A 16,236-nucleotide genomic window follows, 5' to 3' on the forward strand; every position below is an offset into this window, starting at 1 on the left:
TGGACGCTAGCGAACGGCGACGCGCAGCCGGTTCCGCCACGGGTCCTCGAAGCGCAACTCCTGGCCCGTGTGGTGTGATGCGATGCCGGCGACCTTGAGGCGGTCGGCGAGCGCGCCGACGTCGTCCCCCGACGGGACCTCGATGACGACCTCGCCGAGACCGAGCGTGTCCTTGCGCGGACCGGCACCACGGCTATTCCAGACGTTCATGGCCATGTGGTGGTGGTAGCCGCCTGCGGAGACGAACAATGCTTGCCCGTGCCAGCCGGCGGTCTGCTCGAAGCCCAGGGTGTCAACGTAGAAATCATGGGCGGTGGGCACATCGCCCACCTGGAGGTGGACATGTCCGATGCCGGCGCCGGCGTCGTGCTGGCCGCTCACGGCGGCCTCGCTCAGGTACTGCTGGAGGTAGCGCTGCGGTGGGAGCGGCAGGCTGTCCATGACGACGGTACTGCCGTTCCACTCCCAGCCTTCGCGGGGCTTGTCGTAGTACAGCTCGATGCCGTTGCCTTCGGGATCAGTGAAGTAGAAGGCCTCGCTGACCAAGTGGTCTGCGCTGCCGACGAAGGCGTGCGGTTCGTATTGCGCCGCGGAGGCAACAGTGGCTGCGAGCGAGGACTGGTCCGCGAACAACAGTGCAGTGTGGAAGAGGCCGGCCTCACCCCGCCCTGGAACCTGGAGCCCGGACGCCGGGGCAAGGTGCACCAACGGCTGGCCGAGCCGTCCGAAGTAGAGCCCGCCGTCCTGTTCGGCGACGACCTCGAGCCCCAGGGCCCGCTGGTAGTAATCCCCCATGAGCTTCATGTCCCCCACTTTGAGCATGACGGTGCCCATGGTGAGTTCGGCAGGAAGGAGATCCTGGCTGGATGTAGTGGTCATGTGAAACTCCTGGCTTCTTGTGGCGCCGCCCTTCGGCAACCTCTATATATCTAAATTACTTGAAGCTTCAATTTATTCCTAATGCTCGCCGTTTCCTGACAAGTGCCCCTCAGCACGATGCGCTGCGGTTTAAGTACGACGTCGAGGGACACCCGGGGATCCTCTGCGTAAAGCACGACGTCGGCACTCGCACCTTCGCTGATACCGTCCTGGCCAAGCCAGTCGCGGGCGGACCAGCAGGCAGCATCGAGGGCGGCGGCAGGCGGCAAGCCGGCCCGATGCAGCTCCAGGATTTCCTCCCCGATCCGACCGTGCTTGATGACGCTGCCGGCGTCGGTCCCGGCATATATCCGCACTCCGGCCTCAAATGCCTCTGAGACACGCTCATGCCGGCGCTCCCACAACGCGGTCATGTGCGCGGCGTAGCGCGGGAACTTCGCTTCCGCTTGCTTCGCAATGTCCGGAAATGTCGCGATATTGATGAGCGTGGGGACGATCGGCACACCTTGATCCAACAATCTCGGAATATGGCGGGCCAGGAGACCGGTGGCGTGCTCGATGCAGTCGATATCGGCGTCGAGCATGTCATCGATGGTCTCTTCGGCGAAGCAATGGGCCGTGACCCGGGCGCCTTCGTCGTGTGCCGCCGCCACCGCGTCCTTGACCATCGCAGCCGGAAAGGACGGACCCAGGTCCCCGGCGGCGCGGTCAATCCAGTCCCCGACGATCTTCACCCAACCGTCTCCAGACCGTGCCTGCTTACGCACCGCCTCCACGAGGCCGTCCGGTTCGACTTCCTCTGCTAGCCCACGGATGTATCGGCGCTGCCTGGCGATGTGCCGGCCAGCGCGGATGATCCGGGGCATATCCGGCCGGTGCTGGAGCCATCGCGTGTCACTGGCGGATCCGGCGTCGCGGATCACGAGCGTCCCCGCGTTCCGGTCAGCCGTCGCCTGCCGGCGAGCGGTCTCACCGTCCACCGCTCCACCTGGGCCCAGGCCCACATGGCAGTGGGCGTCCACAAGGCCGGGCAACACCCATCCGTCCAGGACCACGTTCGGCACCGCGGCTGGGCGGACAAAGGTCAGCCGTCCGTCGATCGACCAGAGGCCGCGCCGCTCATCCTTCGGCCCGGTGAGAACGGCTCCGCTGAACTCGATGATTTCTGCCATGCATCCACTTTAGGCTCCGGTTCATTCCCCTTAGGCTCAGTGGCGGGAGGCCGGCCCAGTCACATCTGTCCGAGATGCGAGGAGCTGTGGTAGCTTCGTTTACGACCACACGGGGGCCCTGGCAAGGGCTGAGATCGGGCTGACGCGGCCTGCGACCGTTGAACCTGTCCGGGTAATGCCGGCGAAGGAAGTGAGTAATCCTTTGAGCACCAAAGAAACACAGCTGAGCCCTGCCCAAAACGGATCAGTCCAGGAGGTGACACAGTCCCTCAACTCGCATTCCCTCGCTTTTCTGGAGGATGCCGAAAACGGAATCCGGGTTCCGGTCACGGAAATCGCCCTGGAACCCTCCCCCAACGGCGAGGCCAACGCGCCTTTCCAGGTGTACCGCACCGCGGGGCCCGGGAGTGATCCTGTGGTCGGCCTTGAGCCGTTCCGTAGCGACTGGATCGAAGCCCGGGGCGACACCGAGGCATACAGCGGCCGCGAGCGGAACCTGCTCGACGACGGCAAGTCGGCCGTACGCCGCGGCGCCGCTTCCGCCGAGTGGAAGGGAGCACGGCCGGTGCCCCGCCGCGCCGTCGATGGCAAGACCGTCACGCAGATGCACTATGCCAAGCGGGGCATGGTGACTCCGGAAATGCAGTTCGTGGCCCTTCGCGAGAACTGCGATGTTGAACTGGTCCGCAGCGAAGTCGCAGCCGGCCGGGCGATCATTCCCAACAACATCAACCACCCCGAGTCCGAACCGATGATCATCGGCAAGGCCTTCCTGGTGAAGATCAACGCGAACATCGGCAACTCGGCCGTCACCAGTTCGATTGCCGAAGAAGTGGACAAACTGCAGTGGGCCACGCAATGGGGCGCCGACACGGTCATGGACCTGTCCACGGGGGACGATATCCACACAACCCGGGAATGGATCATCCGCAATTCTCCGGTTCCGATCGGCACCGTGCCTATTTATCAGGCGCTTGAAAAGGTCAACGGCGAAGCCAACAAACTCACCTGGGAGATCTTCCGCGACACCGTAATTGAACAGTGCGAGCAGGGCGTCGACTACATGACCATCCACGCGGGTGTGTTGCTCCGATATGTCCCGCTCACGGCCAATCGCGTCACGGGCATCGTCTCCCGCGGCGGATCCATCATGGCCGGCTGGTGCCTGGCGCATCACGAGGAGAACTTCCTCTACACCCATTTCGACGAGCTCTGCGAGATCTTCGCCAAATACGACGTCGCGTTCTCCCTCGGCGACGGGTTGCGCCCGGGAGCCACCGCGGACGCCAACGATGCCGCCCAGTTCGCCGAGCTCGACACCTTGGCCGAGCTGACGCAGCGGGCATGGAAGTACGAAGTCCAGGTCATGGTTGAAGGACCCGGCCACATTCCGTTCCACTTGGTCCGGGAGAACGTGGAACGCCAGCAGGAACTGTGCAAGGGAGCCCCCTTCTACACCTTGGGCCCGCTGGTGACAGATGTGGCTCCCGGCTACGATCACATCACCTCCGCCATCGGCGCGACGGAGATCGCCCGCTACGGAACCGCGATGCTCTGCTACGTCACGCCGAAGGAACACCTGGGCCTGCCGAACAAGGACGATGTCAAGACGGGCGTGATCACGTACAAGATCGCCGCCCACGCCGCCGACCTCGCCAAGGGCCACCCGGGCGCCCACGAACGCGACGACGCGCTGTCGAAGGCCCGCTTCGAGTTCCGCTGGCGCGATCAGTTCGCGCTGTCCTTGGACCCCGTCACGGCGGAATCTTTCCACGATGAGACGCTCCCGGCAGAACCGGCCAAGACAGCGCATTTCTGTTCCATGTGCGGGCCGAAATTCTGTTCGATGCGCATCAGCCAGGATATCCGCGACGAATTCGGTTCCGCCGATTCCCAAGCAGCCATCGCTGAAATGTACAACGGCATGCGAGAAAAGAGCGAAGAATTCCTGGCATCGGGAGGCAAGGTCTACCTTCCTGAGCTGGAGGTTCCTGCCGGAAAGAGTGAGGCGAAGTCAGGAAGCCTGAACTGATCAGGAAGCTTGGACTGTTCCCGCGCGGCTGACGTCCGCGATGAAGGAGCGGATCATCCGGTCTCCTTCGACTGAATCATGGGGCCGGTGTCCTCCCGCCGCAACGCGGTGGAGGGCACCGGTTTCCTGCAAGTAGCCTGCGATCTCTTCGTACAGCGGCTCCCAACCACCGGTCAGGACGAGGGTGGGAACTCCGGGCACAATGTGCAGAGGTGCTTCCCACGGCGGAGCCTGCAGCCGCAAGCGCCGGGCGGTACGCCGGGCCTCCGGGGTGTTCAGGACTGCCGCCTCCGAAGAGAACGCCCTGCGGACGAATTCGCGCTGGTAGTCGTCATCGCTGAGCTCGTGCCGGATCCGGAACAGGGGCTCCATCAGCGATCGGTAGGCCGCCGTGGCGGGCAATTCAGCGGTGAGGGAAAGACACGCCGGTTCCACCAACACGAGGGAACGGACCAGGTCCGGCCGCTCCACTGCTGCCAGCATCGCGGAAATCGCGCCTTGGGAATGCGCCACGACATGGCCGCCGCGGGAGCCGGGAGCTGACGCCGCCTCCCGCGCACCGAGACACTCCAATACGATGTCCACATCTGCCGCAAAATCGGATTCCAAAGGCTCGGCCTGCGCATCGAAGCCGTGGCGTTTCAGGAAAAGCGCGTCGTACTGCAGCGCCATGCCGTGTTGCTTCGGCCACGCGGCAGCGCCGAATGTGCCTGCTCCATGGACGAACACAACGCGCTGCTTTTGCATCCCCCCAGCCTATGGCACGGGGCTGACAACCCAACTAGCTGACAGTTGTTGTCGTTCTGAGCCCTCAAACCGACAACAACTGCGAGCTAGTTGGGTGGGACGGTTACTTGCCTGTGCTACTTGAGAAACTTGTCGAAGCCCTTGGGCAGGTTCAGCTGCGAAGGATCGAAGTCGCCACCGGCCTGGCCGAAAGCCGCGCCAGTGGGAACGGACTTCGCCCGCTTGTTCTCGGCGTCGCGCAATTCCTGGGCCGCCTTGGCGGGGTTGCCTGAACGGGCCTTCTTCTTGGGAGCGCTCTTGGCACCCTTGCGGGAGCCACCGCCGCCGATGCCGGGCATGCCCGGCATCCCTGGCATGCCGCCGCCTTGGGCCAGCTTCTTCATCATCTTCTGCGCCTGCACGAAGCGCTCCAGGAGGCCGTTGACCTCCGAGACGTGCACACCGGAACCGCGGGCGATGCGGGCCCGACGGGATCCGTTGATAATCTTCGGAGCCACGCGCTCATGCGGGGTCATGGAGCGCACAATCGCCTCCACCCGGTCGATCTCGCGCTCGTCGAACTGCTCCAGCTGCTGGCGGATGTTCTGCGCCCCCGGCATCATCATGAGCATCTTCTTCATGGAACCCATGTTGCGGATCTGCTGCATCTGGGCAAGGAAGTCGTCCAGCGTGAAGTCTTCCTGGTCGGCGAACTTCTTCGCCATCCGGGCCGCTTCGTCCTTGTCCCAGTTCTTCTCGGCCTGTTCGATCAGGGTGAGGACATCGCCCATATCCAGGATGCGGGAGGCCATGCGGTCCGGGTGGAACAGTTCGAAGTCGTCCAGACCTTCGCCGGTGGACGCGAACATGACCGGTTTTCCCGTGACGGACGCGACTGAGAGCGCGGCACCACCGCGGGCATCGCCGTCGAGCTTCGACAGAACGACGCCGGTGAAGTTGACGCCTTCATCAAAGGCAACCGCCGTATTGACGGCATCCTGGCCGATCATGGAGTCGATCACGAACAGCACTTCGTTCGGGATGATCGCCTGGCGGATGCGGCGCGCCTGGTCCATCATTTCGGCATCGACGCCGAGCCGGCCAGCCGTGTCCACGATGACGACGTCGTGCAGCTTCTGGCGGGCTTCGTCGACGCCGGCGCGTGCGACGGCGACGGGATCGCCGGTGGGGACGTCCAGATCCGATGTGGTTCCGGGGTGCGGCGCGAAGACAGGAACGCCGGCACGCTCACCGACGATTTGGAGCTGGGTGACGGCGTTGGGACGCTGGAGGTCGCAGGCCACCAACATGGGGCTGTGACCTTGGGCCTTGAGCCACTTGGCCAGCTTGCCCGCGAGGGTGGTCTTGCCCGCACCCTGCAAACCGGCGAGCATGATGATGGTGGGGCCGGTCTTCGCCAAGCGGATACGGCGGGTCTCGCCGCCAAGGACCTCCTGGAGTTCCTCGTTGACGATCTTCACGATCTGCTGGCTCGGGTTCAGGGCCGCGGAAACCTCAGCGCCCAGGGCCCGTTCACGGATGCGAGCGGTGAACTCGCGGACCACGGAAACGGCAACGTCAGCGTCCAAAAGGGCGCGCCGGATCTCCCGGACGGTGGCATCGACATCGGCTTCCGTGAGGCGACCCTTGCCACGGAGATTCTTGAAGGTTGCTGTCAACCGGTCAGAGAGTGAATTGAACACGCGCCGTGCACTTCTTTCAATGGTCTACGAATGGCGGCCGTTCCGGCACACCAATATCTTGACGATTCCTGCCCCAAACAAATCTGACTCAACTGAGGGACTCGACTATCTAGGGTACCAAGACGCGCCTGCAAGATGGCATGCTGGCACAGTGACCAGCAAAACAACAGTAAAAACGTTGCTCATCCTAGGCGCCTCCGGAGATCTGACGGGCCGATTGCTGTTGCCCGGGCTTGCCAGGCTAGTAGCCGACGGGCTCGCGGACGGCCTGAAGCTTGTCGGTGCAGGCTCGGACCCTTGGACGTCGCAGCAGTGGAACAAACGCGTGGCCGGCGCCTTCGCGGAGGCTGCCAACGGCGCAGGTGCCGCAGGCAAGAAGGCTATTGCGGCCTTGGAGAAGGGCACCGAGTACCATCAATTGGATGTCACGGCGGACGGCGAACTCGGGACCCTCCTGGCAGGGCTCGAAGGACCCATCGCCGTTTATTTCGCTCTCCCCCCAGCTATCAGCCAGAAGGCCTGCGAGGTCCTCACGGCACAACAGTTGCCGCCCGGAACGAGCCTGGTGATGGAAAAACCCTTCGGATCCAGTTCCGAATCTGCCCGGGAACTCAACAAGACCCTCGCCGCACTTGTCCCGGAAGACCGCATCCACCGGGTGGACCACTTCCTCGGCAAGGCGACTGTATTCAACATCCTGGGCCTGCGCTTTGCCAACAGTTTCCTGGAGCCGGTCTGGAACCGGGACCACATCGCGAAGGTGGAAATCATCTTCGATGAAGATCTCGCACTCGAGGGACGCGCCCGCTATTACGACCGGGCCGGCGCCCTCAAGGACATGATCCAGAGCCATTTGCTCCACATCATGGCGCTGCTCGCTCTCGATGCTCCCTCCAGCATCGGCGAACGCGATCTCCGCGACGCGATTTCAACCGTGCTGCGTGCGAGCAGCATCAGCGCACCGTATAAGAAGTCCACCCGACGCGCGAGATACACGGCCGGCCGGATCGGCGAACGTAACGTGCCGGACTATACCGCGGAGGAGGGCGTGGATCCTGCGCGGCATACCGAGACACTCGCAGAAGTCGAAGTGGGAATCGACAATTGGCGTTGGAAAGGCGTCCCCTTCATGCTGCGCTCCGGCAAGGCCTTGGGCCGCGCGCGGAGGGAGGCCATCATCACTTTCCGGCCCGTCCCGCACCTGCCGTCGGGCTTCGAGGGCGTGGACGCCCCCAACCAACTACGCATCGGATTCGGTCCGGACACCCTGCAGCTCGACATTGATGTCAACGGTCCGGGAAACATGTTCTCGCTTGACCGCGTGACGCTCAACGTCGAACTGAACGGTTCCGCCCTCCTGCCATACGGAGAAGTACTTGAGGGCATCATCAGCGGCGATCCCCTGCTCTCCGTCCGGGGTGACACCGCCGTGGACTGCTGGCGGATCATCGAGCCCGCGCTCAAGGCCTGGGCCAAGGATTCCGTGCCGCTCGAAGAGTACGACGCCGGGGGGCCGGGGCCCGCGGACTGGCCCACCGCCGTCGAGCGCTAAGTCCGCGAGCCTCTAACTAGCTTCCGCGGAAGCGTCCGCACCTGGGGCCGTGCTCAGCGGGGCCGGTACCTTCCAGGTACCGGCCCCGCTGCGCGCCAGGTTGCTTTAGATGGCTGCTGCGCCGCGTTCGCCCGTGCGGACACGGACCGCTTCGTACACGTCCACGGTCCAGACTTTGCCGTCACCGGCCCGGCCTGTGTTCGAGGAAGCGATCAGGACATCGAGGATGTCATCCGCCTGCTCATCCGTGGCCAGGACTTCCACGCGGATCTTGGGTAGCAGATCCACGTTGTACTCGGCTCCGCGGTACACCTCGGTGTAGCCACGTTGCCTGCCGTAGCCGCTGGCCGCGCTGACCGTCAGTCCCTGTACCCCGTAAGCTTCGAGCCCCTCTCGGATGGCGTCGAGCTTCTCCGGGCGGACGATCGCCGTGATGAGTTTCATGCCTGGACACTCTCCTTGCCTGATACGGATGCTTCGCCAGTTGCGCCGGACTCGGCAGATGCCTTGCCGGTAATGAGGTCATGAAGGGGCTGGAAGCTTCCGCCGTGGCCACCGACGCCGAACTCGTATGCCGTTTCGGCATGCAGGCTGAGGTCTGCACCGGCAATCTCCTGATGTTCGGAGATACGGAAGCCCATGAGCTTGTGGATCGGGAAGGCGATGATGAACGTCATGACCCCGGTGAAGACGATCGAGCAAAGCGCAGCCAGGGACTGTGCAACCAATTGCGTCGTACCGCCGCCGTAGAACAGGCCGGCAGCACCCTGGGTCGGGGTGGCGAGGAAGCCGATGGCCACCGTGCCGATGATGCCTGAGACCAGGTGAACCCCGACGACATCCAGGGAGTCGTCGTAGCCAAGCTTGAACTTCAGGCCGACAGCGAGGGCCGAGGCAACGCCGGCTGCAACACCGAGGGCGATGGCGCCGAGCGGAGAAACGTTGGCACAGGCCGGGGTAATGGCAACCAGGCCGGCAACAACGCCCGAAGCCGCTCCGAGCGAGGTGGGGTGGCCGTCACGGATCCGCTCCACGATAAGCCAGCCGAGCATGGCCGCGGCCGGAGCGGTAAGGGTGTTGATCCAGATGAGGCCTGCCTGCTCTACCGTTGCCGCTGCGCCGGCGTTGAAGCCGAACCAGCCGAACCAAAGAATGGCAGCACCGAGCATGACCAGCGGCACATTGTGCGGACGGTGGTTGGGGTCCTTGCCGAAACCCTTGCGGTTGCCGATGATCAGGACGAGGATCAGGCCAGCGACACCGGCGTTGATGTGAACCACCGTTCCACCGGCGAAGTCAATGACGGGGGCAAACGTCTGGCCGAACCAGCCGTCCTTCGAGAAGAGGCCACCGCCCCACACCATGTAGGCCATGGGTGCGTAGACCAGTGTGGCCCAGATGGGAGTGAAGAGCGTCCATGCGGAGAACTTTGCGCGGTCTGCGATGGCCCCGGAGATCAACGCCACCGTGATGATCGCGAAGGTGGCCGCATAGCCTACCTTGAGGAGGTCCGCCGGATCCGTGAAGTTGTGCAGGCCAAAGTGGCTGAAGGGGTTTGCGAAGAGCTGGAAGAAGTTGTCCGTGTTGCTCGTGGACATCGACGCACCCCACAAGACCCAGACGATGGTCACTGTGCCGATGGCGATGAAGCTCATCATCATCATGTTCAGGGCGGCTTTGGCACGGGTCATGCCGCCATAGAAGAATGCCAGGCCCGGGGTCATGAACAGCACGAAGGCTGACGCGACCAGGAGCCAAACGAGACCGGCGCTGAATTCCATGGTCTACGTCCTCTCTGCTCTTGTTGCGGACTTTGCCGCCTGTCCCAACGCATTTGCGTTCTACATAAGAGTTTTGCGGGAGCGTGTTTCACCTGCGAAGGTTTTAGATTGCCGGGCTGTTACAAGAACTTCTCGAACGTAAATGGTGCATATCACCCTTGTTACGGATATGTTTCATCAGTTCCACTTTCTACGAGCTGCCACTACCCCGAGGATTCCAGCACCATGACCGCAAGCCCCAAATCCCGCGCCAATCGAGGGTCCCGGGCCGCTAAGGCTGCCATGCCACGCGACATCAGGGTGATGTTGGCGGCTGCGTTCCTGATTGCACTGGGTTTTGGCCTCGTAGCACCGGTGCTCCCCCAGTTCGCTACGACTTTCGGTGTCGGAGCTACGGCGGCCGCGGTGATCGTGAGTATTTTCGCCTTCATGCGCCTGGCATTCGCTCCGGCGGGAGGCGCCCTGATGGCCCGCTTTGGCGAGCGCCCCGTGTACATCGCCGGTTTGCTGATTGTGGCAGCGTCGACGGCGGCCTGCGCCTTTGCCCAGAACTATTGGCAGCTGCTGGTCTTCCGGGGCCTTGGCGGAGCCGGTTCAGTCATGTTCACGGTGGCGGCGATGGGCCTGTTGATCAGGCTCGCCCCTCCGGAAAGCCGTGGGCGGGTCTCCGGTGCGTACGCCTCCGCCTTCTTGATCGGAAGCGTCCTTGGCCCGGTGGTGGGTGGGTTGTTGGCCGGTTTCGGCCTGAGGGTCCCGTTCCTCGCCTACGCGGCAGCCCTGGTCTTGGCGGCCTTGGTTGTACGCACGCAGCTAAGGGGCAGTTCCAAGGCAGCGAGCGGGCATGGAGTGGTAGGGCCGGCGATGCCCATGAAGGAAGCCCTGGGCGACTCTGCCTACCGGGCCGTGCTGTTTTCAAGTTTCAGCAATGGCTGGGCGACGTTCGGCGTACGCATGGCCACCGTGCCGTTGTTCGCGGTGGTTGTCCTTGCCGCCGGAGCAGGCTCGGCAGGCTGGGCGCTCGCTGTGTTTGCAGCGGGCAATGCGCTTGCGCTGACGTTCTCCGGCCGCTTGGCTGACAGCTTCGGCCGGAAGCCCATGATGCTGCTGGGCCTGGCGGTTACCGGCCTGGGGACCGCCTCCATCGGATTGACTGGGAATCTTCCCGCGTTTTTCGCGGCATCTGCCGTGGCAGGCTTCGGCTCCGGCTTGCTCAACCCGGCCCAGCAGGCCGCCGTCGGCGACATCATCGGCCGGGGCCGCTCCGGTGGCAAGGTGCTGGCAGTCTTCCAGATGGCCTCCGACGCCGGAGCGATCGTGGGGCCGGTCCTGGTGGGCCTCCTGGCCGATGGATTGGGCTACGGGTGGGCGTTCGGCGCAACCGGCGGCCTCCTCCTGCTCTCGGCTGCGGCTTGGTCCATGGCCCGCGAGCCGATGGAGCGCACGCCCGAACGGATCGACTCACCCAACTGACTCGCAGTTAACGTCGTTTTGGGCGCTGATAACGACAACAACTGCGAGCTAGTTGGGCCGGGCGCAGACTAGTTGAGCAGGGCGTCGACGAAGGCTTCAGCCTCGAACGGCGCGAGGTCGTCGGGCCCTTCGCCTAGCCCGACAAGCTTGACCGGCACGCCAAGTGCCTTTTGGATCGCGACGACGATGCCGCCCTTGGCGGTCCCGTCCAGCTTGGTGAGCACGATTCCGGTGATGTTGACCACCTCGGCGAAAACCTTCGCTTGATTCAAGCCGTTCTGGCCGGTGGTCGCGTCCAACACCAGCAGGACTTCGTCCACTTCAGCCAGCTTCTCAACGACGCGCTTGACCTTGCTGAGCTCGTCCATGAGGCCTACCTTGTTCTGCAGGCGTCCAGCGGTGTCGATCATGACCACATCCACTTCCTGCTCGATGCCGGACTTGACGGCCTCGTAGGCAACCGAGGCAGGGTCCGCGCCGTCGATGTGCGACCTCACCGTTGCGACGCCGACACGCTGGCCCCATGTGGCCAGCTGCTCGGCAGCTGCCGCGCGGAAAGTGTCCGCAGCACCCAGAAGGACATCCTTATCCTCAGCGACGAGAACGCGGGCCAACTTGCCCACGGTGGTGGTCTTACCGACCCCGTTGACACCGACGACGATCATGATGGCCGGGTGGGCCCCCTTGCGTTCCACGTTCAAGCTGCGGTCCATGGTCGGGTCCACGAGCTTGATGAGTTCCTCGCGCAGGAGGGCCTTGACGTCCTCGGGGCTACGGGTGCCTTGGACCTTCACCCGTTCACGCAGCGCCTCGACCAGCTGCATGGTGGGCTCGGTGCCAAGGTCCGCAAGGAGAAGTGTTTCTTCGACTTCGTCCCAGACGTTTTCGTCGATCTTGTCACTCGAAAGCAGAGCCAGGAGACCCTTGCCGAGAATGCTGTTGGATTTGACCAATCGCGCCCTCAGCCGGGTGAGGCGACCCTCCACGGGGGCGGGGGTCTCCACCTCGATGAGTTCCAGGCCGGCAGCGTCATCGGAAACGTCGGTCTCCGGCGTAGCAGCGTCTGCGGGTGCGACGACGTCGCCAGGTACCGTACGCTCCTGTACCGCATCGGGAGCATCATCGACGATCGTTCCGGCGCCTGCCGACGCCGAGTCAACAGGATCGTTGGAGTCGCGCGTTCCAGCGTAAGTCGAGGAAGACTTCCGCACCTTGAGCAGGACAGGAATCAGCCCTCCGACCACCACGATGGCAGCGACAATGGACAGGATTATGGGGAGGAGATCGTTCACTCCCCTAGCTTCTCACAAAGCTAGACCTCGGCACCGAGCCTCTGGCTGATCACTGTGGACACGCCGTCGCCCCGCATTGTCACTCCGTAAAGGGCGTCCGCAACTTCCATGGTCCGCTTCTGGTGCGTAATCACAATCAGCTGGCTGGACTCGCGCAGTTCTTCAAAAATCGTGATGAGCCTGCCCAGGTTCGTGTCATCCAGAGCGGCTTCCACCTCATCCATGACGTAGAACGGAGAAGGCCGCGCCTTGAAAATCGCCACGAGCAAGGCGACCGCCGTGAGCGACCGTTCACCACCGGAAAGCAAGGACAAGCGCTTGATCTTCTTGCCGGCCGGCCTTGCCTCCACCTCGATGCCGGTGGTCAGCATGTCATCGGGGTCGGTCAGCACCAATTTGCCTTCCCCACCGGGGAAGAGCCGCGCGAAGACGTGATCAAACTGTTTGGACGTATCGGCGAAGGCTTCAGCGAAGACCTGCTGGACGCGGTTGTCCACTTCCTTGATGATGTCCAGTAGATCCTTGCGGCTGGATTTGAGGTCTTCCAATTGGGTGCTGAGGAATTGGTGCCGTTCCTCGAGTGCCGCGAACTCCTCCAGCGCCAGGGGATTCACCTTGCCAAGCGCGGCGAGATCGCGTTCGGCCTTCCGGAGCCGTTTCTCCTGCTCCGCGCGGACAAAAGGAACACCCGCAACGATTGCGTTTCCGTCCTGGTCCACGGGCGCGCGGAGCTCGGCCCACTTGTCCACCGCAGCGGCGGGAACCGGAACGGGCTGCGCCGGACCGAACTCGGCCACGAGCTGCTCGGCGGACAGCCCGAGTTCCTCAATGGCGCGGGTCTGGAGCGCCTCGATCCTGAGCCGTTGTTGGGCTCGCGCGAGTTCGTCCCGGTGCACCGAATCCGTTAGCCCGGCGAGTTCCTGCGCCAGTGCTTCGTTGCTGCTCCGAACCTCGGCAAGTTCCTTTTCGCGCTGCTCGCGCACGGCCTCGGCGAGGTCGCGGGCCCGGGCGGCCACATCCACCGAAACGTCGACAAACCGAACCGTCAGTTCGACGGCGGAAGCGACTGCCGAGGCTCGCTCGGCCTGGGCTTTGCGGAGCACGGCCCGGCGCGCAGCCTCCTCGCGTGCCCGCCGTTCGCTCGCGGCGGCCCGTTTCAAGGATGCGGCCCGGTTGCTCGTGGCTGCGAGCTGTTCCTCAGCGCTCCGCAACCCCAGCCGGACCTCCATCTCGTGGGAGCGTGCTTCGCTGGCAGCCCTGGACAAGGCATCGCGGTGCTCCGTGGAAGGTTCTTCTTCCTGGGGGGCTTCTTGAGCCGCGGCCAGCCTTTCCGCCGCAAGCTCAAGGGATTCCTCGGCGACGGCGATGTTCAGCTCGGCCTTGGCCAAGGACTCGGCCAGGCGATCGCTCTCCGCGACGGCGCTGCGCAACTGGGAGTTCAGGTGACCAAGACGTTCCGCGACGGCAGCCAAACGGGCATCCGAGTCGTGGAGTTTGTCCAGTGCAGCGTCCGCCCGCTCCTGTGCATCGCTCCGGCGCGCTTCGGCCCCCGCCAGGGCAAACTTGCCCCGCTCAAGACGTATGGTCAGTTCCTTGAGCCGGGCTTCGGCGTCGTCCACTGCGGCTTGGACCTCAAGGAGCGACGGCGCCGTGGCCGATCCGCCGTCGACCGTCAGGGCCCTGAAGACGTCGCCCTCAACGGTCACTGCGGTCAGTGCCGGGTTGCCCGCAATGAGGCTTGCCGCCTCGGCAAGACCGTCGACGACGGCGGTGCGCGCCAGCAGCGCAGCCGCGCCACTGGCCTCGGTACCGTTAGTTCTCAGCAGCTCGGCAGCCCAGCGCGCACCGTCAGGCAGCGTTGGCAACTCCGGCGGCCCAAGCTCTGGACCGGCGGACGATACTGCGCCCGCCACCAAAAGCGAGGCGCGTCCGGCGTCGACATCCTTCAGTAATTGCAACGCGGCGACGGCCCCGGCACCGTCGGTCACCACTACCGCCTCGGAGGCACTGCCGAGCGCCGCGGCCACAGCAGTCTCATAGCCAGGCTCCACGGTCAGAAGGGAAGCCAGGGATCCCAAGACCCCGGGCAGGCCCGAGGACAGGATCCGTCCGGAGCCATCCTTGCGGTTGAGTCCCAACTGCAAGGCATCCCGGCGGGCGGTGAGGGCGTCGCGTTGGCGGACGTCATCGCGTTCGGCGGCTTTCAACGCCTCGATGTCGGCGTTGATTTCGTCAAGAAGGGCGGTGGCCTCCTCGTAGTCCGCATCGAGGCTTTCCTCACCGTCTTCCACACCGGCCACTTGCGATTCGAGGGCCGTGAACTCGCCCTGCGCGTGGCGACGGCGTTCCTCGCCGGCAGACAGCGACTCCCTGAGCCTGCCCCGCTCGGCAGCCGCTGCCTCAGCCCGGGATCGCGCCGCGGCCACCTGGCCCACGAGTTTTGCAAGGCCCTCACGGCGGTCGGCGGCCGCCCGCAGCATGGCCGTGAGGCGTTTGTCCTCGGCAGCGGCGAGGCTCTCGGTTTCCTGCTTGGCCGCGGTAGCCTCGACAAGCGCAGCTTGTTTGGCCAGAATGTCGTGCTCCAGCTGAGACTGTTCCTGCCGCACCCTGGCAGCCTGGCGGTCGAGATGGTCCGGGTCGCGGCCGGAATCCGGCACCGCATCCGCGGCGCCCAGGAGGCGGCGACGTTCGGTGGCAAGAGATCCAAGGGAGCGAAGACGGTCCCTGGTTGCGGATAGTTGGTACCAGTTGTCCCTCGCGGCATTAAGGCGTGGTGTTGCCTCAGCCGCGAGTTGCTCAAGACGGACCTGGCGTTGACGGCCGGCACCGAGCGCCGCCTCAACCGCCTCGCGGCGCTCCTTCAAAGCCGCTTCGTCGGCGACGTCCTTCTCCAACGCTTCTTTGAGAAGCACCAGGTCATCCGCCAGCAGCCGGGACTTGGCGTCTCGAACGTCGAACTGCACGGACTGGGCACGGCGGGCGACTTCGGCCTGTTTACCCAGCGGCGTAAGCTGGCGGCGGATTTCTGCCGTGAGATCGCCAAGTCGCTGGAGGTTCGCCTGCATGGCTTCCAGCTTGCGTACCGTCTTTTCCTTACGACGCCGGTGCTTGAGGATGCCTGCGGCCTCTTCAATGAATCCGCGGCGGTCCTCAGGGGTGGCATGAAGGACTCTGTCCAGCTGCCCCTGACCTACGATCACATGCATTTCCCTGCCCAGACCGGAGTCGGATAGCAGTTCCTGAATGTCCAGGAGGCGGCATGGAGAGCCGTTGATGGCGTATTCGGATCCGCCGGTGCGGAATAGCGTGCGGGAAATGGTGACTTCGCTGTATTCGATCGGCAGGGCGCCGTCGGCATTGTCTATGGTCAGCGAAACATGCGCCCGACCCAAGGGCGGCCGGCCCGATGTCCCGGCAAAAATGACATCTTCCATTTTTCCGCCGCGCAGGGTCTTCGCACCTTGTTCGCCCATCACCCAGGCCAGGGCGTCGACCACATTCGACTTGCCCGAACCGTTGGGACCGACAACGGCTGTAACGCCCGGCTCAAAGTCGAACGTCGTGGCCGACGCGAACGACTTGAATCCACGGACAGTCAAACTTTTCAGATGCAAGGTGTTTCGGATCTC

General features: G+C 64.1%; 11 protein-coding genes and 1 riboswitch. Of the genes, 3 read left to right on the forward strand and 8 right to left on the reverse strand.

Translation table 11 applies throughout. The features are described from left to right. Window positions 1–6: 6 nt before the first annotated feature. The gene (locus tag A3M3_RS0100375) at window positions 7–879 is read right to left on the reverse strand and encodes a VOC family protein (RefSeq protein ID WP_028264635.1); all 873 of its coding nucleotides are present in this window, start codon (window positions 877–879) and stop codon (window positions 7–9) included. 50 nt (window positions 880–929) lie between these two features. Then, window positions 930–2,051, reverse strand: a complete 1,122-nt coding sequence (locus A3M3_RS23395; RefSeq protein ID WP_051422865.1) for an amidohydrolase family protein — start codon at window positions 2,049–2,051, stop codon at window positions 930–932. A 99-nt stretch (window positions 2,052–2,150) separates the two neighbouring features. Next, window positions 2,151–2,258: riboswitch (TPP riboswitch) on the forward strand. Between A3M3_RS23395 and thiC the strand changes: the two genes are divergently transcribed. Next, the gene (thiC, locus tag A3M3_RS23400) at window positions 2,254–4,083 is read left to right on the forward strand and encodes a phosphomethylpyrimidine synthase ThiC (RefSeq protein ID WP_035741154.1); all 1,830 of its coding nucleotides are present in this window, start codon (window positions 2,254–2,256) and stop codon (window positions 4,081–4,083) included. (Overlaps the previous riboswitch by 5 nt.) Here the strand turns inward: thiC and A3M3_RS0100390 are convergent, their stop codons facing one another. Together A3M3_RS0100390 and ffh are read right to left on the reverse strand one after the other, a co-directional pair. Beyond that, window positions 4,084–4,830 (reverse strand): alpha/beta fold hydrolase, encoded by a 747-nt coding sequence (locus A3M3_RS0100390; protein ID WP_028264636.1) that lies wholly within the window; start codon window positions 4,828–4,830, stop codon window positions 4,084–4,086. 116 nt (window positions 4,831–4,946) lie between these two features. Further along, entirely contained in the window at window positions 4,947–6,512 is a 1,566-nt protein-coding gene (gene ffh / locus A3M3_RS0100395; RefSeq protein ID WP_028264637.1) for a signal recognition particle protein, read from the reverse strand. 151 nt (window positions 6,513–6,663) lie between these two features. On the opposite strand from ffh, the gene A3M3_RS0100400 reads away from it, so the two are divergent. Continuing rightward, window positions 6,664–8,064, forward strand: coding sequence for a glucose-6-phosphate dehydrogenase (locus A3M3_RS0100400; protein WP_028264638.1), 1,401 nt, complete (start codon window positions 6,664–6,666; stop codon window positions 8,062–8,064). A 105-nt stretch (window positions 8,065–8,169) separates the two neighbouring features. On the opposite strand, the gene A3M3_RS0100405 is transcribed toward A3M3_RS0100400, so the two are convergent. Next, on the reverse strand, window positions 8,170–8,508 hold the full coding sequence (locus A3M3_RS0100405) for a P-II family nitrogen regulator (RefSeq protein ID WP_028264639.1): 339 nt from the start codon (window positions 8,506–8,508) through the stop codon (window positions 8,170–8,172). Beyond that, window positions 8,505–9,845 (reverse strand): ammonium transporter, encoded by a 1,341-nt coding sequence (locus A3M3_RS0100410; RefSeq protein ID WP_028264640.1) that lies wholly within the window; start codon window positions 9,843–9,845, stop codon window positions 8,505–8,507. Before A3M3_RS0100410 ends, A3M3_RS0100405 begins: the two co-directional genes overlap by 4 nt. A 225-nt stretch (window positions 9,846–10,070) precedes the next feature. Between A3M3_RS0100410 and A3M3_RS0100415 the strand changes: the two genes are divergently transcribed. Beyond that, window positions 10,071–11,315 (forward strand): MFS transporter, encoded by a 1,245-nt coding sequence (locus A3M3_RS0100415; RefSeq protein ID WP_028264641.1) that lies wholly within the window; start codon window positions 10,071–10,073, stop codon window positions 11,313–11,315. A 68-nt stretch (window positions 11,316–11,383) separates the two neighbouring features. Here the strand turns inward: A3M3_RS0100415 and ftsY are convergent, their stop codons facing one another. Together ftsY and smc are read right to left on the reverse strand one after the other, a co-directional pair. Next, window positions 11,384–12,607 carry a signal recognition particle-docking protein FtsY gene (ftsY, locus tag A3M3_RS0100420; RefSeq protein WP_028264642.1) on the reverse strand — a complete coding sequence of 408 codons (1,224 nt, stop codon included), beginning with the start codon at window positions 12,605–12,607 and terminating at the stop codon, window positions 11,384–11,386. 20 nt (window positions 12,608–12,627) lie between these two features. Then, window positions 12,628–16,221 carry a chromosome segregation protein SMC gene (gene smc / locus A3M3_RS0100425; RefSeq protein ID WP_028264643.1) on the reverse strand — a complete coding sequence of 1,198 codons (3,594 nt, stop codon included), beginning with the start codon at window positions 16,219–16,221 and terminating at the stop codon, window positions 12,628–12,630. Window positions 16,222–16,236: the final 15 nt, after the last annotated feature.

It is taken from the genome of Arthrobacter sp. MA-N2, assembly GCF_000517125.1.
In the GTDB taxonomy this organism is placed as follows: Bacteria; Actinomycetota; Actinomycetes; order Actinomycetales; family Micrococcaceae; genus Arthrobacter; species Arthrobacter methylotrophus.

What these genes read in the sequence shown, in the direction of transcription:
- A3M3_RS0100375 (WP_028264635.1), bottom strand. Translation starts at nt 879, where the DNA reads ATGACCACTACATCCAGCCAGGATCTCCTTCCTGCCGAACTCACCATG.
- A3M3_RS23395 (WP_051422865.1), bottom strand. Translation starts at nt 2,051, where the DNA reads ATGGCAGAAATCATCGAGTTCAGCGGAGCCGTTCTCACCGGGCCGAAG.
- A3M3_RS0100390 (WP_028264636.1), bottom strand. Translation starts at nt 4,830, where the DNA reads ATGCAAAAGCAGCGCGTTGTGTTCGTCCATGGAGCAGGCACATTCGGC.
- A3M3_RS0100405 (WP_028264639.1), bottom strand. Translation starts at nt 8,508, where the DNA reads ATGAAACTCATCACGGCGATCGTCCGCCCGGAGAAGCTCGACGCCATC.
- A3M3_RS0100410 (WP_028264640.1), bottom strand. Translation starts at nt 9,845, where the DNA reads ATGGAATTCAGCGCCGGTCTCGTTTGGCTCCTGGTCGCGTCAGCCTTC.
- A3M3_RS0100415 (WP_028264641.1), top strand. Translation starts at nt 10,071, where the DNA reads ATGACCGCAAGCCCCAAATCCCGCGCCAATCGAGGGTCCCGGGCCGCT.